This is a genomic window from Oceanobacillus sp. E9 (assembly GCF_001741975.1).
Classification (GTDB): Bacteria; Bacillota; Bacilli; order Bacillales; family Amphibacillaceae; genus Oceanobacillus; species Oceanobacillus kimchii.
This window is the reverse complement of the sequence record NZ_LSNA01000006.1, coordinates 279,427-302,708: the sequence shown is the minus strand read 5'-3', so window position 1 is coordinate 302,708 and position 23,282 is coordinate 279,427. Positions and strand designations below refer to the sequence as shown.

The window sequence follows — 23,282 nt, the reverse complement described above, 5'->3', positions numbered from 1 at the left end:
TATCAATCAAAACTATCTGGATTACTACCAGAACGATCATTTTGATTCATCGCATCAATCTGGTTCATTTCTTCATCTGTTAAAGAAAAATCAAAGATATCCGCATTCGCTATTATTCTTTCTTTTGTAATTGATTTAGGTATCGTAATCACATCATGCTGAATATCCCAACGTAGAATAACCTGTGCTGCAGATTTACCATATTTCTTAGCTATTGTTTGAATAATATCCTCTTCTAACAATTGCCCTCTTTTCAACGGAGACCAAGCTTCTAGTTGAATATTATGTTGATGACAAAATGCACGTAATCCTTCTTGTGTTAGATGCGGGTGAAATTCAACCTGATTCACTGCTGGAATAATTTCAGCATTCGCAAATAACTTTTCTAGATGTTGTACATGGAAATTACTTACACCAATGGCTCTTACTTTGCCTTCACGATAGAGTTCTTCCATCGCCTTCCATGTTTCTACAAAAGTATCTTTCACTGGCCAATGGATTAAATATAAATCCAAATAATCAGTTCCTAATTTATCTATACTTCTTTGAAATGCCTGTTTGGTAGAAGTATATCCTTGCTCATCATTCCATACTTTAGAAGTAAGAAAAACATCGTCACGAGGAATCCCAGAATTTTTGATCCCCTCCCCTACTCCTTTTTCATTATCATAGAAGGAAGCAGTATCAATACTGCGGTATCCATTTTCCAAAGCTGTTCTCACTGCCTCTTCTGCAACTGATCCGTCCTCAACTTTATAAACTCCTAAACCGAATCCTGGCATTTCTACTCCATTATTTAATGTAAATGTATCCTGTAAATGCTTAATCATGTAGCGCACCTCCATATTCATTGTTACTACCATCATACATGAAATACCTTTTTTTCTTAAATATATTGACATTCAATATTTAGTTTGCTCTATATCGATAGACTCCATTAATTAACTCTTTGGTACACTCTCCTGCTATTCTTAAATATTCTAAGTGGGCAATTGTCTCACCAACAGCAAATCGGGAATCATGTACAGACAGTTTTTTTGGAAACAGTTTGTCGGTTGCTTCATAAACGGTAGTTTCTACTTTTATCTCTTCCAATAAATAGGATAGTCGATCTTCATGATGTGATTTTATTTCTTCAATTCGTTTATTGGCATCTGGGAACGGATTACCATGAGAAGGAATCACCCATTCTACTTGTAACTTTTTAATCTTTTCTAGTGAAGCTAAATAATTTTTTAATGGGTTTGCCTCACCATGAAACCAATATGAGATATTTGGGGTAATCTTTGGTAAAATATGATCTGTTGATAAAAGGACATTTTTCTCTTGGTTATAAAAGGTTACTAATCCATCTGAATGACCTGGCGTATAAATAATTTCATACTCATATGTACCGAACTGAATTTGTTCTCCTTCTTTTAAGTGCCCATGAACAGTTGGATACGGAGTTACATATGGATAAAAAGATGATGTGTTATCCGCTAATTGCGATGCTATTTCTTTCGGGATACCAGCTAATTCATAATTATCATTTAACTGTTGCAGAAATGGTTTTTCCCAAGAGGATAATGCTGCACGCTCATCAACCTCTGTCATCCATAAATTTGCTCCCGTTTGTTGTTGCAATCCCCCTGCATATCCAAAATGATCTGGATGATAATGAGTAATGATAATATCGGAAACATGCTTTCCTCGAAGTTCTTCATTCCAACGTTGTACAGTTTGGTTACGATGTAGTCCTGTATCCATCACTTTCACGCCATAATCTGTTTCTCCGATAAAACAATTTACATGATTTAATCGAAATGGTAAATCTAAGGTTACTTTTTTAATTCCAAGCTGATCTAACAAACAAATCCCTTCCTTCACTAAGCTGTTGATGGATATATGAAGAAGAGATTGGGAGATGGTCAAAAAACGGATGATAGCTAGAATAAGAACAAGAAATACACGGAGAATCCGCTGAGAGCAAGGCATAGGTGAAACCCCGGTAATAAGCATTCGGGGGCTCACAGCCGCCTTAGGATAAGCGCAGTATGTTTCTGAATAGGTTTTCAAATCTACTCTCATCTATTAGGTAAATACTTTTCTCCCAACCTCTATCGAACAAAAAATCTAGTTACTTAACTCTCTCCAAGTTATCAACTTTTCAGCTTCAAAACGCTACATTAATTTACTCTCTTTGCTCTCTCCCAGTATAACTCTCTTAAACGGAATTTTTGTAGCTTTCCTGTAGCTGTTTTTGGTAATTCTTCAACAAATTCAACTTTTTTTGGAGCTTTAAAGTGAGCAAGATTCTCCCGACAATACGATATGACTTCCTCTTCTATCATAGTTGAATTTGGCTGTGGAACAATAATTGCTAAAGGTACTTCTCCCCACTTTTCATCAGGAATTGCAATTACTGCTACTTCTAATACATCTGGATGTTTATAAAGAACTCCCTCCACTTCTGTAGATGAAATGTTCTCTCCACCAGAAATAATTAAATCCTTTGCTCGATCTCGAATTTCAATATAACCATCTGAATGAATGACAGCTAAATCACCCGTGTGGAACCATCCGTCTTTCATCGCTGCATCGGTTCTTTCCACATCTTTATAATAACCTCTCATCACTACATTTCCACGAGTGACAATCTCCCCTAACTCCTCACCATTCCAGGCAACTTCTTCTCCATCTGGACGAATGACCGTTGTTTCACCATTAAACGCAAGCTCAATTCCCTGTCTCGCTTTAATGGTTGCTTGTTTATCTGTGGATTTGTCATTAAAATCTTGTTTCCATTCACAATATAAGATAAAAGGTGATGTTTCTGTTAGCCCATATACATGTATCATTTCTAAACCTAGAATATCTTGTGCTTTTTGAATTAATGCCGCTGCAGGAGGAGATCCAGCTGTTGCCATCCTAAGTTTCGACTGTAAATTTAATTGTTTTGCTTTCGGCTCATTCACCAACATATTTACCACTGTAGGTGCCCCGCACAGCATGGTTATCTGTCGTTGTTCAAATATATCTAATATTAATGACGGGTCCACTTTGCGCAAACAAACATGCGTACCACCTGCAGCAGTTATTGCCCAAACTCCTCCCCAACCATTAGCATGAAACATCGGTAATGTGTGCAAATAGCGATCATCATGAGAAACATTAATATGATAAAGAAAGTTGGCTGCATTTATATAGTTGCTACGATGGGTTAGCATGACACCTTTTGGATTCGATGTCGTACCACTCGTATAATTAATCGTCATTAACTGATTTTCATCAATTTCTACTACTGGTAATTCTACCTTATCATTATCATGATGTATGAACGATTCATAAAGTGTCCCTTGTAAGGAAGTGTTCTCTCCATCAACTTCTACAATAATAATTTCTTCTAAGGTCAAACTATTTTGAATATCTTCAATTGGACCAGCGAATGCCTCATCAACAATTAATAACTTAGCATCACTATGATTAATGATATAGTTTAAATCTTTTGCTGAGAGACGATAGTTTAATGGAACCATCACTGCTCCAATCTGACATATTCCATAGAAGCATTCCAGCATATAATGTGTATTCGGAAGCATCACAGCGACATGGTCACCTTCTTTAATACCTTTATCGAGTAAACCTTTAGATAATTGATCAACTCGGCGGCCAAATTCTTTATACGTAAACGATTTGTCTCCATCAACGATAGCTATTTTTTCCGGATAATATTTAATTGCTCTCCGTTTCCAATCTAGTGGGGTTAGTGGTGCTAGCATTTGCAAACAACTCCCTTATAGTAAGATTTGTTCCATACTTCTCACTTTAAAACAGCCAATTACTTTGACAACAATTCTCTACTAATGATTAGCTTCATCACTTCTGATGTACCACCATAAATACGTTGGACTCGAGCATCCGCATAAGCCCGGGCTACAGGATACTCTAGCATATATCCATATCCTCCAAATAACTGCAGACAACGATCAATCACTTCTCCTTGAACTTCAGTACAACTCAGTTTTGCCATACTAGCTGTAGCAGTGTCTAAATTCCCTTCTATACACCTCGTAGTACATTCATCGGCAAAAGACCGTTGGACACGTACTTTGGTTTGCAACTCAGCCAATGTAAATTGTGTATGCTGGAATTGATCAAGGGTTGTTCCGAATAACTCTCTTTCCTTCACATAGGTAACCGTGTCAGTAAGTACACCTTCCATACAAGCAACGGCACAATTTGCAACAATTAAACGTTCACGAGGCAATTCGTTCATTAAAATGGAAAATCCTTGATTCACTTCTCCGAGAATGTCACGATCATCTAGCAGAATATCTTCAAAATATAATTCAGAGGTATCGCAAGCATGTAATCCTATTTTTTCAAGATTCTTTCCTTTGGTAAAACCATTCTTCCTTGTGTCAACGATAAATAACGATATACCTTTGGATGGTTTTACATCAGATTTCGTTTTCGCTACGACAATTGCAAAATCACAATGCTGACCGTTCGTAATAAATGTTTTCGAACCATTTAATACATATCCATTTAGTCCTTCATCAAAATTGGCTGTTGTATTTATTCGTTGAAGATCGCTCCCCGCACCCGGCTCAGTCATTGCGATTGCACCAACTAATTCACCTGAAATCATTCTCGGCAAGTAATATTTCTTTTGTTCTTCGGTTCCATATTGCAAGAAATAGTTTGCAAGAATCGTATCATGCACTGATAGATTTGCTGCTATCGAGCTATATCCATGTCGGCAAAACGATTCTATTATTGTTGTGGAATAAAGAAAGCTAGCACCAAGACCTCCATATTCTTCTGGTACTTCTGCAAGTAGAAATCCTTGTTCTCCAAGCTTATTCCAAAATTCTCTTGGAACCATTCCTTTTTCTTCCCACGTGGAATAATATGGTGCGACCTCCTGTTTGCAAAAGGTCTCCACGCTACGTTTTAGCAAATCTAGTTCTGTTTGTTCCGATGAAGAAATAGATAAATTCATTACTGTCCTCTCCTTTTACTTCCCTTTAAAAGCAGGTTTTCTTTTTTCAAAGAAGGCAGCAATCCCCTCTTTATTATCTTCTGACTGTAAAAGTAAGGTTTGCACAGCTAATTCCTGTAAATCATTCGTATCCTGGTTGTATTCACTAGCATGATTCACCATGTGCTTTACAAATTGATTTGCTAACGGCGGACCATGTACAATAAATTGCGCAAATTCCGTCGCTTCTTCTAATAGATCTCCTTCTACTACCCGGTTTACTATTCCTCGCTCATAAGCTTCTTGTGCAGTTACTTGCCTCCCAGATGAAATCCACTCTTTTGCAACTGCTGTTGGTAGTTTATCAGCGAGCCCTTTTAACAGACCTAAATCTGGAATAATCCCTACATTTGTAAAACTACAAGCAAAACTAGCATCTTTCTTTGCTACTATAAAGTCTGCCGCAATTGCAATGCTAAATCCCGCTCCTGCTGCAAATCCATGCACGGCACTGATTACATATTTATCTAAGTCTTTCATCGTTTGGATAATTTGCAATGCTTTCTTCATATAATTCATAATTTGTGCGGAATTATTTAATGTGTGCAATACTTGTAAATCCCCACCAGCAGAGAAGCCTTTTCCTTCACCGGTTAATATTACTACCTTTACTTCAGGATCTTTCTCTGCCTGATGTAGTGCAGCTATTAATTCTTCCGCCATTTCTATTGATAATGCATTTCGTTTTTCTGGTCGATTCATTACTATATAAGCTATTTGATTTTCTTTTTGATAAAGAACAGCAGACGAAATTGTCACTTTTTCACCCCTTTAATTTTGTTCAATAGCAATCCCCATTTTATTTTTTGCCTGTTCATATTGTTGCTGTAGTTCATCTACTACTTGTTGAATTGACTGTACTTTCGTTGTTCCTGCGACACCTTGACCAGCCCCCCAGATGTCTTTCCATGCTCTTATTGATGGATCTCCGAGCTCAGAGAAATCTATCTTCTCTTTTTTTGGTAGTTTTTTAGGGTCGAGCCCTGACTTAACTATACTAGGTATTAAATAGTTTGCTGGAATCCCACTAAATGCAGGAGTATAGAGTATATCTTTACTGGTTGCCTCAATCGTTGATTGACGATATTCTTCATTTGCTCCACTTTCTTCTGTTGCAATAAAGTGAGTACCTATATAAGCAAAATCAGCGCCTAATATTTGCGAAGCTAGCACCTGCTCTCCTTGTGAAATAGCTCCTGCTAAAGCAATCGGTCCATTAAAGAACGTCCGTACTTCTTGAATAAAAGCAAACGGATTTAACGTTCCACCATGACCACCTGCACCATTGGCAACAAGAATTAATCCGTCGCTTCCTTTTTCTAAGGCTTTTTTGGCAAATTTAAGATTGATTACATCAGAGAGTACCATTCCACCGTATGAATGGACAATTGAAACTACTGGAGATGGGTCACCTAACGATGTAATGACAATTGGAGGTTGATGTTTTTCTATCAACTTTAAATCCTCGTAAAACCGTTTATTCGATGAATGACTAATAAAATTAATCCCCCAAGGTGCTATCTTTTTATTCGGATTAACAGCTCTTTTCTCATCTAATTTTGTATTAATTTCTGTCATCCACTCATCCAAAATATCCGTAGTGCGGGCATTCAATGCTGGAAAAGTACCAATTATCCCTGATTCACATCCACGAATCACCATATTCGGATTTGAAATTAGAAACATCGGCGCCATCATTATCGGTAATGTCATCTGATTCTTTATATCTGTTAATTGCATAATTAAATCTCCTTTTTTATACTTGAATCAATTAAGGGTATGTGTGAAATCTGAATATAATGCTCTGTTTGATTTCCATTACAGTGGACGCTTTTTAGCAGGCACGACCTCAGCTAACTTGAAAAGAAGAACACTTTTCAAGTGGATCTTCGGCTCGCGCTATTCCTGCAGTAGTCGCCGTCTTCCATTACAATCAAAGCCAAGTATTTCCTATAAAACCGGATATTAATATTTACTCTCCCTAATTATTTATAAAACTTGGCAATTATGAAATTAACTCATTATTTTTCACTAATCTTTTATAGATAACGTTTCTTTTACTTGATCTCTCAATGCTTTTTTTAGGAATTTACCAACAGATGTTTTCGGAATTTCCTTCATGAATATCACTTCATCTGGCAACCAGAATTTTGCAAATTGAGGTTGTAAAAATTGCAATATATCTTCCTTTGTTAGTTCTTTATTTTCTTTACACACCACACATGCAACTGGGCGCTCTTGCCATTTAGGATCTGGTATCGCTACTACGGCTGCTTCGAATACATTTTCATGTGCCATTAAAGCGTTTTCTAAATCGACAGAGGAAATCCATTCTCCTCCGCTTTTAATAAGATCTTTTGTCCGATCTACAATTTTAATGGTACCTTCTTCATCTAAAGTGACCACATCACCGGTGTGTAGCCATCCATCGTGAAATGCGTCCCCACTGCGATCATCTTTATAATATTGATTGGCAATCCACGGACCTCTAATTATCAATTCCCCCATATCTTCTCCGTCTCGGGCAATATCTCCATTTTCGTTAATAACCCTAACTTCAATGCCAGGTACGACCATGCCTTGTTTAGATCGTAATTCAAGTCGGTCCTCCTCGTCCATATTGAATTGATAACTTTTTAATCTGGATACTGTAACTAAAGGTGAAGTCTCTGTCATCCCGTACGCATGTAAAAATGGTATATTATACTTTGTTTCAAATGTTTTTATCATACCCTTTGGAGCAGCAGATCCACCACAAAGAATGTTTCTTAAACTTTTCATCGAGTAATTGCCTGACTCTAATTCTTTTAGCAACCCTAGCCAAATCGTTGGAACTCCAGCAGTGGTTGTTACTTTATATTCATCAATTAATTGAGCTAAGACTTGGGGCGTTGGCATTGGACCAGGTAATACTTGTTTTGCTCCAAACCAAGTAGCAGCAAATGGCATACCCCAAGCGTTCACATGGAACATCGGTACTACTGGCATTGTTGTATCCATTTCTGATAATCCGACTGTATCTGTCATTCCTAAAGCCATACTGTGTAAGTAAATACCTCGATGTGTATACACAACACCTTTAGGTTTTCCGGTTGTTCCTGATGTATAACAAATTCCTGCAGGATCTTGTTCGTTTAGTTCCGTAGTAAATTCATACTCCGCATTTGCTCTTTCTAATAGTGATTCATAGGAATAGACAGAACTTAAGCTAGTTTCAGGAAGATTTTCTCGGTCTGTCATAACGATATAAGCTTCCACATGTTCTAATTGATCCTCCACTCTTTCAATCAATGGCAATAGATCTTCATCAACTAGAATCACTTTATCTTCAGCATGGTTGATAATATAAACTAAATCTTCCGAAGCTAATCTAATATTTATTGTGTGTAATATTGCTCCCATACTCGGAACAGCAAAATATGCTTCAAGATGTCGATGGTGATTCCACGCAAATGTACCCACTTTATCACCTTTTTTAATACCAAGTGATTCTAAAGCATGGCCAAGGCGTTTCATACGTTGTATCGTTTCTTCATAAGTAAACGTCTGTACACCAGCTAACGTTCTTGATATCACTTCTTTCTTTGGAAAATATTTTTCCGTATGTTTAATCATCGATGCTAAAGTTAATTGTGTGTTCATCATAACAATCTACCCCTTCATTATTTTTTTAGATTGATGGAAACAACTGCATCAAAATGATTTATTTAATGGTTCTTGCTGGGTTTAATAGTTCTTCATTATGCTCACCAAGAGAGGGCGACTTAGATCGGATTTCTCCTGGGGTTTCTGACATCTTAATTGGGATTCCGATTTGTTTCATCCCTCCTTTATCAATAATCATCTCTCGGTGAGAAACATGTGGATCTACTACTAGTTCATCTAGGGTTTGTAATGCTGTAACACATGCTTCTTCCCCATCAAATAAAATCATCCATTCATCTAATGTTTTTTTCTTGATGATATTTTGGATAGATGTAATCATTTCACGTTGTATCTCAAGTGAAGCATGTAATTGTGATATAAACTCATATTTACCTATAACTCTACAAAACGTTGACCAAAATTTATCTTCTAATCCTCCCATGGACAAATAGCGTCGATCTTTCGTCTCATATATTTGATAACATGCGTAACCACCGTAAAGCAGTGATTTCTCACGGTCCACCGACTGCCCGTGAAAGGTTGCAGGTAACAGCATATGCAGCCATGAAACCGCCCCATCTAACATGGAGACATCAATATACTGGCCTTCTCCAGTATTCTGACGATGAATATATGCCATTAAAATTCCGATTAATGCTGGATAAGCCCCCATTCCTATATCTGCAATTTGAACAGATGGTAATACTGGTTTTTTGCTGTTATCGCTCATCATTTGAAGGATACCTGCCGTACTTAAGTAATTAATATCGTGTCCTGCTTTATCTTTATACGGTCCTGTTTGGCCATAACCAGTTAGAGAACAATAAATTAAACTAGGTTGATATTCTTTTAGTGTGTCGTAGTCAAGTCCAAGATTTTTCATTACTCCTGGACGAAAAGATTCTATTAAAATATCAGAACTAGATAGTAATTCTAAAAAGCTTTGTTTATCCTCTTCATCTTTTAAATCTAGACAAACACTCTTTTTGTTTCTATTTATTGACTGAAAAAGCACACTATCTTCATTTCCGTATTTAGGATCAAAATTACGTAGATAATCACCGCCATTCGGTTGTTCTATCTTGATTACCTCCGCTCCAAAATCTGCTAGCATCATCGAACAATATGGACCAGGAAGTAGCCTTGTTAAATCTAATACTCTTATATTGGATAACGGCATACTGCTCCTCCTCTTTATGATTCATCCAATCTTTCGATAATGGTTGCGTTTGCCATTCCATGCCCTTCACACATGGTTAGAAGACCATATTTCCTACCTGTTCTTTCCAGTGTATGTAACATGGTAGTCATTAATCGAGCACCACTAGCACCAAGTGGATGTCCTAATGCAATCGCTCCTCCATCTTTATTCAGCTTCTTCGGATCCGCTCCAGTCTCTTTCAACCACATCAATGGTACAGAAGCAAATGCTTCATTCACTTCAAATACATCAATTTCCTCTAACTTTAACTTCGCTTTTTCAAGCACTTTTTTTGTAGCTGGAACAGGACCAGTAAGCATTAATGTTGGGTCTGATCCAATTACAGAGCGCGCAATAATTCGAAAGCGTGGTTTTAAGCCCAGTTCTTCTGCTTTTTCTCGGGACATAATCAATAATGCAGCCGCACCATCACTAATTTGACTCGCATTTCCAGCAGTCACACTACCATTCTCTTCAAACGGCGACGATAGTCCAGCTAATTTTTCCATCGAAGTATTTTCTCTTGGTCCTTCATCTGTATCTAAGATCACTTTTGTTCCGTCAGCTCTTGTGATTTCTACAGACATAATTTGTTCGGAAAAATAACCTTTTTTTCTTGCTTTAATTGCTTTTTGATGGCTTTCTAAAGCGAATGAATCCATTTCTTCTCTGGAAATATTCCATTGCTTTGCAATCCTCTCTGCAGACAATCCTTGATTAATAATGTCGTATTTCGAAGTTAATGATTTACTTAGCTTTACTCCCTGTTGGTTTGATCCCATAGGAACACGCGACATACTTTCTATTCCAGCAGCGACAACTATATCCATGTCTCCACTTAAAATTGCCTGTGCTGCAAAATGAATAGCTTGTTGACTCGAACCACATTGCCGATCAATCGTAGTACCAGGAACTTCTATCGGGTATCCTGCGATTAAGGCTGCTTGTCTACCAATATCAAAAGCTTGTTCTCCGCTCTGAGTGACGCAACCCATAATGACGTCTTCAATTAATCCTGAATCCAATCCAGTACGATTTATTAACTCTTTTAACGGCATTGCTGCCAAGTCTTCTGCTCTAATTTCACTAAGTGAACCGTTTCGTTTTCCAACTGGTGTACGAACCGCTTCTACTATTACTGCTTCACGCAAACGAACTCCTCCTTTTAAATGTTTTTCACTATCTCAAGAGAAAGACCATTGTCGCCCCCTAAAAAGGGGCGCATTTTGTATGTTGCTTTTCAGACACTATCGATTTTCTATTACTTTGGTTGCATTCGGAGTGCTCCGTCAAGACGTATCACTTCTCCATTTAACATAGGATTTTCGATAATACTTTGTGCAAGTTTTGCATATTCGATAGGTTTACCTAATCGTGCTGGAAAAGGTGTCATTTTTCCTAATTCATCTTTTGCTTTCTCTGGTAGCTTTTCAAATAGAGGCGTTAAAAATAAACCAGGAGCAATGGTCATAACCCGAATACCATGTGTAGATAAATCTCTAGCAATCGGAAGCGTCATGCCTGCAACTCCTCCTTTTGAAGCACTGTATGCTGCCTGTCCAATTTGACCTTCAAACGCAGCTACAGAAGCAGTATTAATAATAACTCCTCGTTCTCCCTCTTCGTTTGGTTTATTTAGTGCCATTTTATCAGCAGCTAGTCGAATCACATTAAACGTACCGATTAGGTTAATTTCTATGACGTTTGAAAAATGTTGTAATGAATGAACACTTTTTTTCCCAATCGTTTTTTCTGCAATTGCAATACCAGCACAATTAACAACTGCATGAATGCCATTACCTTGTTCCACTACATTATCCAATGCTTTTTGAACACTAATTTCATCAGTTACATCGACTTGGTAATAACGAACACCATCTCCCAATTCTGTCGCTAAACGTTCTCCATTCTCTTTATTCAAATCAAAAATAGCTACTTTTCCGTTTTGATTTTTTAGTCGTCGTACGGTCGCTTCTCCCAGACCTGATGCACCGCCTGTAACAACTGCAGTCATTTGATTTATAATCACAGACATTCTCCTTTTCTGACTTGTTTTACTACAATATTTAATAGATATTCGGCCATTTGTTCTAGCATATCTTGCTTCTGTTTCTTACCCTCATTGTCATACCATTGCGTTAACCAATTCATTGCTCCTAGATAAATATTACGCGTGATCTTCGGATCTAATGCTTGAAATACGCCTTCTTCTATCCCAATTACTATTAATTGATCCAATAATTCCGTATAGTTTCGATGGAGTTGCAGAATAATTTCTAATTGTTGATGTGAAAAAAATTGCTCAGGTTTATGCATGAGTTCAAATCCATATTTATCTTCTAACAAATGGTCCATATGTGCGATCATTGCTTTTTTTAATTTTTCTCTTGGATGTAGTGGTTGATCGTGGATGTTTTTTAAGTTTTCAATGCTATTTTTAAGAAGTAGTTGATGGCTTTGAAATAATAAATCTTGTTTATCCTGAAAATAATAATATACAGTGCCCTTTGTAATTAAAAGCTTTGCAGCAATGTCTTCTATAGTGGTGCGATAGTAACCTTTTTCAGCAATAATTTGCATCGCTGAATGTATGATTTCTTTCTTTTTCTTCTCCGTTTTCTGTTCACGTAGAGACAAAAGATCCCTCCTTTTCTCTTCTACATTATTGAAATCGCTTTCATATTTACATTCTAGTAAGTATAAATTTGAATGTCAAGTATAATTTCTGAAAATTTAGTCATGAGGTGATTCATTCCGTTGAGGTTCACGGACTGTTGCGTGCAGGATAGATTTTAATAGCATATCTTTCTATATAAAAAGCAGATAACTAATCGCCTATTCTCAATAAACGATGTTATCTGCTTAGATAGTTACTATATTAAGTCGTAAGGAAAACCATGATTTGAATATATGCCATCACCACAATATAAAAGACTAAGGCAAACCAACCATTAAAACGCAGGCCATTTTTAAAACCGCTAAGCCCATTCGAGCCACTTAATATAATAATTGGCATAATCACTGGCGATAACATTATAGAAATCGAACTTCCCAATGTTACTGCCAAAACAATTAACTCAGGTGGATATGGCAAATGGATCGATTGTAAAATTCCTGCAACGAGTACCATCACAGTTAGTGGCCCAAGTCCAAAGAATCCTAAAATGATTACCATAATTGGCAATAAATATAAAACATTAACAAATGGAATTACATCTTGGATAGAATAAATGCCAGTCACTACATTTTCAGCAAACGAAGTATAACCTAAGGAAGTAATTAACATTCCAGCTCCTAGCATTACGCATAGTTGATAAGACTTACTTGCCATTTCATCTTTAATATACCTCGTTGCAATTTGAGCTAATTTATATACTCTACGCTTCATTATGTAATAACAAACTATCCAAATTACAATAGTTAAAGGAATTAGGACTAAGAGCTCTATTTCAACGAAAAAGCTCAATATAAAAATAGAACCAAATAACGTAATAAATAAAATAGCAAATTCACGAACTACTCGATTCATTTCTTTTTTATTTTTAGAATGATGCAGAACTTCATCGATTTCTTTTTGTAACCCTGCTGTGAAATTCACTTGATAGCGTTTCTGTTCTTTCGTAGTAAATACAAGTGTTAAAAGTGTGCCGAATATAGCTACAGCAACCCCTTGTAGAATAGCTGAACTTAAAGAAGCATCCATAATTTCAACCACGTAGGCAAACGATGGAATACTCAACACCCACATAACCGAAAGAGCAAATCCACGAAGTAACGCAGTTCCTTTAAAATATTCCCAAGCTTCTCCTTTCTCATCTTTTAAAATCATACTGACAAATTGATACATCATTGGAATCGCACCAAATAATAAGAAGTATGCAATGATTTGAGTAAAAGAAACCATCCCAAGGTAAAACTTTCTGCTGGAATTTAACAACCGATGCCCGAAGCTGATAATTGATTCTAGAAAAGCTTCCTCTCGTAATACCCAACTGACCATAGGAATTACTACCAACAAGCCGATCATATTGCGCATTTGTTGTAGTCCTTCTCTGAGTCCATTTATGAGATTCGTATCTGTAAAAAGAAAAATTACCATTCCTGTTACGAATAGCCCTAAAGGCATTTTTAAATTTGACGGTCCATAATAAAATGTAGCAAATAAAACAATGGCAAATCCACAAACTGCCATAATTACAACTAAGCTATCTAGCTCTTGGAAATACGTAAAGAAATGAAGGATAGTGAAACCTATAATTCCTGTTGTTAAACCCGCTGTTACAGCTCGATTACGCATATAAATTAACTCCTATACAATTGAGTCAATTTCATAATAAGATATTTGATGCGAAATTCAAATGTAGCTCTTTTAATTTCCATTACAGACGGACGCTTTCCGCAGGCACGGCCTCAGCTAACTTGAAAAGAAGGACGCTTTTCAAGTGGATCTTCATCTCGTGTATTTCCTGCAGAAGTCGCAGTCTTTCATTACAATCAAAGCCAAGTTTATGCTATAAACCGAACATTTTTATATAACTTCCACTTAGATGTTCGTATTTTACATTAAACTTAGCAATTATGAAATTGACTCATACAATTACTTTCTATATTTAACTATACACCCTTTGTCAAACCAAATAATAAGCGACTCTTTTACATAGTATTGAAAGATCAATATCTTTTCCAATAGTTGAGAAGCCTACGGGAGTTTGTTAAATTTATGGGAGTGTTAAGTTGGAGGATTGAGGTTGATTATTTTCTCGGATTTCCAATACGTTTTGGTTATAGGATTAGTCTATTCACTACTTTTACAGATTTCTCAAGTTGTTTTGGATTTTACCTCTTTGCCAGACAACGCAAATCAATAACAAAAGCTAATCATCCCGATGTCGTGAATGATTAGCTTTCATTATTTTCCTCTGTATTTCTGGCTGAAGTTATAAAGATTAAGAAATTGCTAAATAACGTAAAAAGCTTTCTTGTCTTTTATAGAGTCGTTGTGCCTCAGCCAAAGAAATTAATTCAAACGTAAATGTAGCTCCACTCATTCTTTGAATAACCTGTGGTAAATCGACAGAAATCACCGTAGCAATACGAGCATATCCTCCGCTTGTTTGCCGATCAGCTAATAAAATAATTGGTTGTCCATTTGCTGGAACTTGGATAGTACCTGGTAGTATGGCATCTGAAATAATATCCGCACTATCTTCATCAATATGGGATATTGGCTCTCCTTCTAATCGATATCCCATTCGATCTGATTGTGAAGACATTTTATATGTAGAAGCAAAAAAAGTATCATACGTAGTTGATGAGAAAAGCTGTTGATCCGGCCCTTTAATAACTCGAATTGGTCGTTCATTATCATAATCCGGAATATCTTTATATTTTAGGTGTCTACCAGCGCGAGCATTTACTTCATAACTATTATGATGGCTAAGAATATCTCCTCTTTGTAGATAACGGCCATGGAAACCTCCCAATTTAGCCTTTACAAAAGTAGATTTACTTTCCATTATTAATGGTACATCAATTCCACCTGCTACAGCTAAATAAGCATAGCTTCCATGTACCGGTTGCCCAAAGGAAAGAATTTGTCCTTTACGAGCTTTATAAGACCGCCATGGTTGAATCGATTGATTGTCTAGCTTGGCAGATAAATCCGCTCCACCTATTGCAATAATTATATCTGCCAAGATTTTTATTTTTGGTCCCATAATTACGATTTCTAAGCCAGCTTCATTTCTATCATTTCCAACTAATACATTGGCCGCTTGAAGTGCAAAAGCATCCATCGCTCCTGATACAACTACTCCATATTGCTGAAATCCAGTTCTTCCAAGGTCTTGTACTGAAGTAGCTAAACCAGGCTTCATCACTTCGAAGCATTTAGCCATGGTGTATCCCTACTTTTTTAATAGATATGCCTTGGTTTTTAAGTTCACGTGATAACTGTCTAGAAAACTCCAATGATTTTGGACCATCACCGTGTACACAAATGGTATCAGCAATAATACTAACATCTGTTCCATCAATTGCTGTTACTTTATTATCTTTCACCATTCGTATCACACGTTCTACAGCTTCGTCCGTATCATGGATCATAGCGTTCGAAGATATACGAGGAGTTAGACTTCCATCTGGTTGATAAGTTCGATCAGCAAAAACTTCATTTGCAACATGAAGTCCAACCTCTTTTCCCATTCGAATCAATTCTGAATTAGCAAGTCCGAATAAAATTAAATTCGAATTATAATCATATACTGCTTGTGCAATAGCTTTAGCAATTGCTGCATCTTTTACTGCCATATTATATAGAGCTCCATGAGGTTTGACATGGTGAAGTTTATATCCTTTTACCTGCGCAAAAGCTTGTACTGCTCCAATTTGATAGATCGTTAGTTGATAGACTTCTTCTGGTGAAATTTGCATTGGTCTTCTGCCAAATCCGATCAAGTCTTGTAATCCTGGGTGTGCACCAATTGCTACGTCATTGTCATTCGCCATCTCAACTGTGCGGTGAATAATATTATGATCCCCAGCATGATACCCACATGCGATGTTGGCTGAAGTAATGAATTCCATTACTTCTTCATCTCGTCCAATTGTATAAGCACCATAACTTTCACCGATGTCACTGTTTAAGTCTACTTGATATTGCATCGTCATTTCCCCTTAAGATTTAAGTCTCTATCGTAGGATGAAAACTTCCTGTCTCCACCTTTTTTGTAATTTCGTCGAATTCTTTACGGTCAATTGGTATAAAACGAATATAATCTCCTGCTTTTAATAATATAGGAGGTGCATCCTCCGGATTATATAAAGAAATTGGAGTCTGACCAATAATTCTCCAACCACCTGGTGACTCCAATGGATATATTCCTGTTTGCTCTCCTGCTATTCCAACACTACCTGCTGGAATACTTCTCCTTGGTTTTTCTAAACGCGGAGTAGCAATTTTCTCTGACATTCCTCCCAAATACGGAAAACCAGGTATAAATCCCATCATATAAATAAGATAATCGGAATTAGCATGAAGTGACACTACTTCTTCTGTAGTTATTCCATGGTATTGTGCCACTTCATTTAAATCCGGTCCTTTCTTCCCTCCATAATAAACAGGAATATGAACTACGCGAACTGGAGAAATATCTGCATTATTCATTTTTTCTCTTACATTTAAAATTTTTTCCTCCAATGACTCATAAACAAATTCAAACGGATCATACCAAATCGTTACTGCTGTATAGGTAGGAATCCATTCAAGTACGCCTTTGATATGCGATTTTTCTAAAACAGAGCAAAAATCTCGTATCTCGTTATTGACTGCTTTATGAATAGACTTCCCAAATTGAACTCTTACTCCTCTATCCCCATAGGGTTGAACCTCAAACATCTTGAACCAACCACTTTCTATGAATTTTACATATTAAATAGTTGTGGGATTTGTGTGATTAAAGTTTGGATTCCTAAATAAGTAGTTAGGATAACTACAATAGCACCAAAGACAGTTAACCAAACTGGATGTTTATATGTTCCCACGATTGATTTTTTATGTGCTGCAAATAGAATGGAACCTAATGTTAATGGTAAAATTAAGCCATTTACTGCACCTGCTAGTACTAATAATAAAGCAGCATCTCCTATGAACACAAATACAACGGTTGAGAAAACGATAAAACCAATTATCCAATAACGGTAGTGTTCATCAATTTTTTTATGAAACGTTCGTAAGAATGAAACAGACGTGTAGGCTGCACCAATCACAGAGGTGATACCTGCTACCCATAGTGCTAATCCAAATAATCGTAATCCTATTTCACCTGCGGCATGTTGGAATACAGATGCAGCAGGATTCACTGGATCGAGTCGTAAACCAGCAGAAACTACTCCAAGAACTGCTAAAAACAGCAGAATCCGAATTATGGAAGCTACAAGGATCCCCATAACCGATGTTCGTGTTACTTCAGGTATACTCTCTTTACCAGATATCCCTGCATCGAGTAACCGATGTCCACCTGAGAATGTAATATAACCACCGACAGTTCCACCAACAACGGTAATAATTGCATAGACATCTAATTCAAGCGGTATAAATGAGCGATGAATTGCTTCACCTACTGGTGGTTGACTGACAATCATCACGTAAGCAATCAGCAAAATTAATAATCCACCAAGCCATTTAACAATTTGGTCCATTGCTGCACCGGCTTCTCTAGATAAAAATACAAAAATTGCAATACCTGCTGTTATAATCGCTCCGAGTCTAGGATCAATGCCTAACAATGCATTGGTTCCTAAACCAGCTCCACCAATATTACCGATATTAAATGCTAAACCACCGATAACGACAAAGATGGCTACGACAAATCCTAAACCTGGTAATACTTCATTGGCAATTTCTTGTCCCCGCTTTTTAGAGACTGCAATTATTCTCCATACGTTTAATTGTGCCCCTATATCTAAAATGATTGACGCTAAAATAACAAACCCGAAACTAGCTAACAATGTTTCCGTAAAAATGGCAGTTTGTGTCAAAAAACCTGGTCCAACAGCTGAAGTTGCCATTAGAAAGGCTGCGCCAATCAAGGAATTTCTTCTATTCTTTTTTTCTTCCTTTGACATCAATTGAGAATTTTTTTCCATGATGTCCACTCTCCTTCCAATACAATTAATTTACAGCAATTAGTTTCTCCGATTTAACCTAATTTATTTGATAATTTCTAAAAAATGGAAGGTGGCTGGAAAATTTCAACTCATTATATCACAGGATGTTTTTTATGACACCCCGAAATTTAAATTTAAAAAAGATTATTTTGTGCATTATTTCTGATATTTTTTCCTTACTATTCACAGCTTATACTTGTCAGTTTGAGTTAACTCTGTAACTAAACTTGTTATTCTACATTCTTCTGATTATTTTTTATTTTCAGTACTTTTCTTCATCTCATTGCAATTTTTTAGTATCTTCCCAAATAAAAAAAGCATCGTTAACGATTCGTCGCTAAAACGATGCTTCAAACATTTTATTCTTTAAACTCTAACATTTTCTGTTTGAGTTCTTCTTCCATTCCCATTAATTCTTTTTCTGCTTCTGTTCTTTTCTTACGTCCTTCAGATTGAATTTGCAACGTTTCCTCAATCGTTGACATTAATTTTTCTTGTGTTTGTTTTAATGTATCTAAGTCGATAATTCCTCGTTCGTTTTCTTTCGTAGTTTCTACTGCATTTTCATTTAATAGTTCAGCATTTTTTAATAATAAATCATTCGTTGTTTTCGACACTTGCTTTTGTGCTTCCATAGCATGACGTTGACGTAATAATGTCAGCGCTATAGCAACCTGATTTTTCCATAAAGGAATTGCAGTGAGTACGGATGATTGAATTTTTTCTACTAATGCTTGATTTGTATTTTGAATCAAGCGAATCTGAGGTGCACTTTGCATCGTTATTTGCCTACTTAGTCGTAAATCATGGGTTCGTTTTTGCAGGCGATCTGCAAATTGCCTCATATCATTTACTTCTTGTACATCCATTTGACTTTGACTTTGATCAGCTTTGCTACGCAACGAAGGAAGAAGTTCTTGTTCGATTTCTTCTTGCTTTAATTCTCCAGCTGCAATATAGATATTTAGTGCATCATAATAATCCCTATTTGTTTGAAATAGTTTATCTAACATCTCATTATCTGATGTTAAAATATCTTTGTTACGTTCTAAACGTACACTTATTCGATCTATCTGTGCACTTGTTTTTTGATAACGAGATATTACTTCATTTACTGACTTAGAAAATTTCCCTAAGACCTTGGCGATAATCCCCTTCTTTTCTTGCTGTAATTCACTTGGATCTACTTGCTCTAGCCTTTTCATTAAATTTTCTAAAATAGACCCTACTTGACTTATATCTTTTTCTTGAACATGCTCTAACATTTCATGTGAAAACTGAATCAGCTTTGATTGAGCTTCGGTTCCAAACTGAACGAGCGCTTGATGATTGTTTGTATCTATTTGAGCAGCTAAGTGTTCTGCTTTTTTTCTGTTCTCCTCCGGCAACTGATCTACCAGTCTTTTGTTTTGATTTGGAGATTTATCTATTTCATTATTAGATGCCTTTGATTCTCCAAATGGATTATTTAATAATTCATCCATCGCATCTTGTCCATTTGTTTGAGCTGTCATAAGTGAAACCTCCTAAACTATTTTTTCGTCCTATTTAAAGATTGCTTTGCCACATCTAATTCGTAATCCAAAGTGTCCAGATCTTCATTAAGCATTACATGTAAATCCTTTTGAATCGTCCCTCCCAATTCGGTTAACGTATGCCTCGTTTGTTTTAGAGACTGTTGCATTTCTATAGATTTGGAAGGCTGATTATATAGATAAGCATACTTTTCAGCTAATTCTACAAGGGAGTCAAGATGATTGTAAAAGAATGACTCTGCTTGGTAAAAACGTGCTGGCTCTTTTCTAGCGTTACTATAAATTTTCTGTGCTGTTCGAGCAATGGATAAATTTTCACGTGCATGCTGTAATGAACGAACTCGAAACAATGCTTTTTGCATTCGAGATATTTTCTGCTTTGCTTCTTTTAGATTTGTATCAATATATTTATACTCTTTCTTTTTCAAACCATGTCGTTTTACAAAACGATACTCCAGAAGTTGTTTTGAAGAGACATACATTACAACTCCGCCAATCGCTGCAAATAAACTAGTTAATAAAACGGTTTGACTATATATAAAAAAGCTAACCAACCAAATAGCTGTCATACTACTAAAACCAATCATACTTTGTATAAAAAATTGAAATACTGCTCTCATCCCATCACTCCTAGATCATATAGCCGTCTTACATCATACTTATATTATACTATTACGAATGAAAGCTTTAAAAGTTTCACCTTCTCTTTTTTCTATTATTTCCATATAAGGAAGATGGAATTCCTTGTTTTCTAATTTTAAAGTCATCACTTTCCATTAATAAAAGATCGTTCCAACAATAGCTTTTCTCTGATGTTTAGTGAAACTTACTTACCTGGGTGTGAGCGTTCGATAACTCCGGTTTTACGGACACTTATTCACCGTGGTAAACTATTAGCAATAACTTGAGCGAGATAGAAAGGGGTATGTAGGTGAAACGAATCGGGATCGATGCTGGAGGTTCGCTAGTAAAAGTAGCATTTGAAGAAAAAGGAAAAATGCATCTGAAGACATACTCATCTTATAAAATGGATGAAGTGATTCAGTGGTTAAAGACTTTATCTCCATATGCTTCATTCCATATAACCGGCGGAAGAACAAATCAATTAAATTTAGAAGGATATCGTGTCTATACGATTCCAGAATTTAATGCCATCGTTGAAGGAACATCCTATCTACTTCACCAAGAACGCAAACTACCACAAAACAACTATTTACTTGTGAATATTGGTACAGGTACTTCGATTTTTTATAATGAAAATCGTATTTCTGGAACAGGAATTGGAGGAGGTCTATTAACCGGACTCGGCAAACTATTAACAAATGAATCTGATTATAATCAACTTATCCAGATGGCAAAACAAGGTGACCGTACAAAAAGTGACTTGCTGGTCAGAGATATTTATAACGATTCGATTTCTCCTATCGATGAAACACTTACCGCTGCTAATTTTGGAAAAGTCGGATTTAATCATTCAGGTTCAAAAGAAGATCATATAGCTGCTCTAATACAATTAATAGGAGAAACAATACTTTTGATATCCAATGCAGCTGCACAATCAGTAAATACGAGCCAGATTGTTTTTATTGGCGGAACACTAACAAATAACCAACCATTAAAAGAAGTATTGCTTCATTTCCAAGAAAAAATGAACTATACCGCCACCTTTTTAAATAACGGAGGTCATGCTGGAGCAATTGGGGCCATGCTATCTACCTAATGTTATTTATCATACCTTTGTTGGATAGTCCCCCCTCCCATCTTTTGGTAATCTATTAGTCTAAACAAACAAAATGGGAGATAACAAACATTGAGAAAAAAAATAGTTCTAGTCTTATCAATCTTATTATTTCTGATTGGCTGTGGAGATACTCATACATCTGAAGCCAATAACTCTTCTAATTTACCTATAGAAAATGGAAACTTAAAAGTACACTTTATTGATGTTAAACAAGCTGATGCAACTCTATTTTCCTTTATTAGTGAAGATGAAAATTATGCTGTTCTGTTTGATACCGGAGATTGGCAAGGAGTTGAAGTAGTTCCTTATCTACAGGAACAAAATATATCTCATCTTGATCTTGTCATTATCAGTCACCCAGATGCGGATCATATCGGACAATTAACAGATGTAATTGAAAATATTCAAGTCGATGAAGTATGGATGTCTGGAAATGAAAGTACTTCCCAAACTTATTTAGATGCAATGGAAGCTATATTAGATCAAGATATTACCTATCAAGAACCCCGTACTGGTGAAGAGTACACAATAGGACCACTTGATATAGAGATATTATATCCAGAAACCATTTCAGGTAAATCTAACGAAGAATCCGTATCAATTCGATTGGATTACGATGAGGTTTCCTTTGTACTTACTGGAGACGCCGGTAAACAAGAAGAACTTGAAATGATAGAATCAACCGAGTCACTAGATAGCACGGTCTTACATCTTGGTCATCATGGTTCTGATACTTCCTCAGATGCTGATTTTGTAAGAGAAGTCAATCCAGAGTTAGCCATTTATAGTGCGGATCAAAATAATTCATATGGGCATCCGAGTGAAGAAGTAATTCGACTATTAAATAATAAGGATATTGAATGGTATGGCACTGATGTCAATGGTACGATTATTGTTGAAACAGACGGACAAGAATACTCCGTACAAATGGAACGTTCTCATGATAATTCTAAATCTGAATGTGTAAATATTAATGAGAGCACAATAGAAGATCTTCAAGAAATAGTTCATATTGGATCTTCCCGAGCAGAACAAATGGTAGACGAGCGTCCGTTTGAATCACTTCAAGAACTTGATGTCATAGAAGGAATTGGTCCAAGTCGAATTGCAGATATTGAAGAACAAGGAATCATTTGTAGTTTATAATAAGGAGTTTTACATTTGAAAGGAATCATTGATCGTTTTGAAAAAAACCTCGCTGTTATTCTCGTTGAAGGACAGAACAAAGAATATCATATCCAAAAATCTGATCTACCAACAAATTGCTCAATAAACTCAGTAGTGCAGATAGAGGAGAGAAATGGACACATATATATAACCTCTGATATGCCACAAGAAAAACAACAGCAAGATAAGGTAACTGTACTTCGTAAAGCACTACTTAACAAGGAAAATCCTAGTAAACTAAAACGAAAGAAATAACACGAATAAAGCTAGAGGGCCAATCATTTATCGTCCCCCTAGCTT

Annotated in this window: 21 protein-coding genes; 3 read left to right on the top strand and 18 right to left on the bottom strand. The window is 36.3% G+C overall.

The genetic code is table 11. From position 1 onward, the window contains the following. Positions 1 to 2: 2 nt before the first annotated feature. The 18 genes from AQ616_RS08370 to AQ616_RS08280 form a co-directional block, all read right to left on the bottom strand. A complete protein-coding gene (locus AQ616_RS08370; protein ID WP_069685535.1) occupies positions 3 to 830 on the bottom strand; it encodes an aldo/keto reductase in 828 nt (275 codons plus the stop codon). A gap of 79 nt (positions 831 to 909) precedes the next feature. Beyond that, positions 910 to 1,851: an MBL fold metallo-hydrolase gene (locus tag AQ616_RS08365; protein WP_069685534.1), complete on the bottom strand. Its 942-nt coding sequence runs from the start codon at positions 1,849 to 1,851 to the stop codon at positions 910 to 912. A 317-nt stretch (positions 1,852 to 2,168) separates the two neighbouring features. Continuing rightward, positions 2,169 to 3,761, bottom strand: coding sequence for a long-chain-fatty-acid--CoA ligase (locus AQ616_RS08360; RefSeq protein WP_069685533.1), 1,593 nt, complete (start codon positions 3,759 to 3,761; stop codon positions 2,169 to 2,171). A 59-nt stretch (positions 3,762 to 3,820) separates the two neighbouring features. Next, positions 3,821 to 4,987, bottom strand: coding sequence for an acyl-CoA dehydrogenase family protein (locus AQ616_RS08355; protein ID WP_069685532.1), 1,167 nt, complete (start codon positions 4,985 to 4,987; stop codon positions 3,821 to 3,823). 15 nt (positions 4,988 to 5,002) lie between these two features. Further along, a complete protein-coding gene (locus AQ616_RS08350) occupies positions 5,003 to 5,785 on the bottom strand; it encodes an enoyl-CoA hydratase/isomerase family protein (protein ID WP_017797845.1) in 783 nt (260 codons plus the stop codon). 12 nt (positions 5,786 to 5,797) lie between these two features. Further along, positions 5,798 to 6,766: an NAD(P)H-dependent flavin oxidoreductase gene (locus tag AQ616_RS08345; RefSeq protein ID WP_069685531.1), complete on the bottom strand. Its 969-nt coding sequence runs from the start codon at positions 6,764 to 6,766 to the stop codon at positions 5,798 to 5,800. Positions 6,767 to 7,057: 291 nt separating this feature from the next. Next, positions 7,058 to 8,671, bottom strand: a complete 1,614-nt coding sequence (locus AQ616_RS08340; RefSeq protein ID WP_069685530.1) for a long-chain fatty acid--CoA ligase — start codon at positions 8,669 to 8,671, stop codon at positions 7,058 to 7,060. A 58-nt stretch (positions 8,672 to 8,729) separates the two neighbouring features. After that, positions 8,730 to 9,851, bottom strand: coding sequence for a CaiB/BaiF CoA transferase family protein (locus AQ616_RS08335; RefSeq protein WP_069685529.1), 1,122 nt, complete (start codon positions 9,849 to 9,851; stop codon positions 8,730 to 8,732). A gap of 14 nt (positions 9,852 to 9,865) precedes the next feature. Continuing rightward, entirely contained in the window at positions 9,866 to 11,023 is a 1,158-nt protein-coding gene (locus AQ616_RS08330) for a thiolase family protein (RefSeq protein WP_069685528.1), read from the bottom strand. A 110-nt stretch (positions 11,024 to 11,133) separates the two neighbouring features. Further along, positions 11,134 to 11,901: a 3-hydroxyacyl-CoA dehydrogenase gene (locus tag AQ616_RS08325; protein ID WP_416375725.1), complete on the bottom strand. Its 768-nt coding sequence runs from the start codon at positions 11,899 to 11,901 to the stop codon at positions 11,134 to 11,136. After that, a complete protein-coding gene (locus AQ616_RS08320) occupies positions 11,898 to 12,509 on the bottom strand; it encodes a TetR/AcrR family transcriptional regulator (RefSeq protein WP_017797851.1) in 612 nt (203 codons plus the stop codon). Before AQ616_RS08320 ends, AQ616_RS08325 begins: the two co-directional genes overlap by 4 nt. A gap of 241 nt (positions 12,510 to 12,750) precedes the next feature. After that, a complete protein-coding gene (locus tag AQ616_RS08315) occupies positions 12,751 to 14,169 on the bottom strand; it encodes a hypothetical protein (protein ID WP_069685526.1) in 1,419 nt (472 codons plus the stop codon). A gap of 649 nt (positions 14,170 to 14,818) precedes the next feature. Further along, the gene (locus tag AQ616_RS08305) at positions 14,819 to 15,769 is read right to left on the bottom strand and encodes a 5-oxoprolinase subunit C family protein (RefSeq protein ID WP_069685524.1); all 951 of its coding nucleotides are present in this window, start codon (positions 15,767 to 15,769) and stop codon (positions 14,819 to 14,821) included. Next, entirely contained in the window at positions 15,762 to 16,535 is a 774-nt protein-coding gene (locus tag AQ616_RS08300) for a LamB/YcsF family protein (RefSeq protein WP_069685523.1), read from the bottom strand. Before AQ616_RS08300 ends, AQ616_RS08305 begins: the two co-directional genes overlap by 8 nt. A 19-nt stretch (positions 16,536 to 16,554) precedes the next feature. Next, positions 16,555 to 17,268 (bottom strand): 5-oxoprolinase subunit PxpB, encoded by a 714-nt coding sequence (pxpB, locus tag AQ616_RS08295; protein ID WP_017797856.1) that lies wholly within the window; start codon positions 17,266 to 17,268, stop codon positions 16,555 to 16,557. A gap of 26 nt (positions 17,269 to 17,294) precedes the next feature. After that, a complete protein-coding gene (locus AQ616_RS08290) occupies positions 17,295 to 18,518 on the bottom strand; it encodes an NRAMP family divalent metal transporter (protein WP_017797857.1) in 1,224 nt (407 codons plus the stop codon). Between the two features lie 380 nt (positions 18,519 to 18,898). Continuing rightward, a complete protein-coding gene (locus AQ616_RS08285) occupies positions 18,899 to 20,053 on the bottom strand; it encodes a toxic anion resistance protein (RefSeq protein WP_069685522.1) in 1,155 nt (384 codons plus the stop codon). 17 nt (positions 20,054 to 20,070) lie between these two features. Further along, positions 20,071 to 20,694, bottom strand: coding sequence for a 5-bromo-4-chloroindolyl phosphate hydrolysis family protein (locus tag AQ616_RS08280; protein WP_017797859.1), 624 nt, complete (start codon positions 20,692 to 20,694; stop codon positions 20,071 to 20,073). Between the two features lie 311 nt (positions 20,695 to 21,005). Between AQ616_RS08280 and coaW the strand changes: the two genes are divergently transcribed. The 3 genes from coaW to AQ616_RS08265 all read left to right on the top strand — a co-directional run bounded on the left by coaW (position 21,006) and on the right by AQ616_RS08265 (position 23,237). Next, positions 21,006 to 21,794: a type II pantothenate kinase gene (gene coaW / locus AQ616_RS08275; RefSeq protein ID WP_069685521.1), complete on the top strand. Its 789-nt coding sequence runs from the start codon at positions 21,006 to 21,008 to the stop codon at positions 21,792 to 21,794. A gap of 90 nt (positions 21,795 to 21,884) precedes the next feature. Beyond that, positions 21,885 to 22,961 carry an MBL fold metallo-hydrolase gene (locus tag AQ616_RS08270; protein WP_069685520.1) on the top strand — a complete coding sequence of 359 codons (1,077 nt, stop codon included), beginning with the start codon at positions 21,885 to 21,887 and terminating at the stop codon, positions 22,959 to 22,961. A 15-nt stretch (positions 22,962 to 22,976) separates the two neighbouring features. Next, the gene (locus AQ616_RS08265) at positions 22,977 to 23,237 is read left to right on the top strand and encodes a DUF3006 domain-containing protein (RefSeq protein WP_069685519.1); all 261 of its coding nucleotides are present in this window, start codon (positions 22,977 to 22,979) and stop codon (positions 23,235 to 23,237) included. The last annotated feature ends 45 nt before the right edge of the window (positions 23,238 to 23,282 follow it).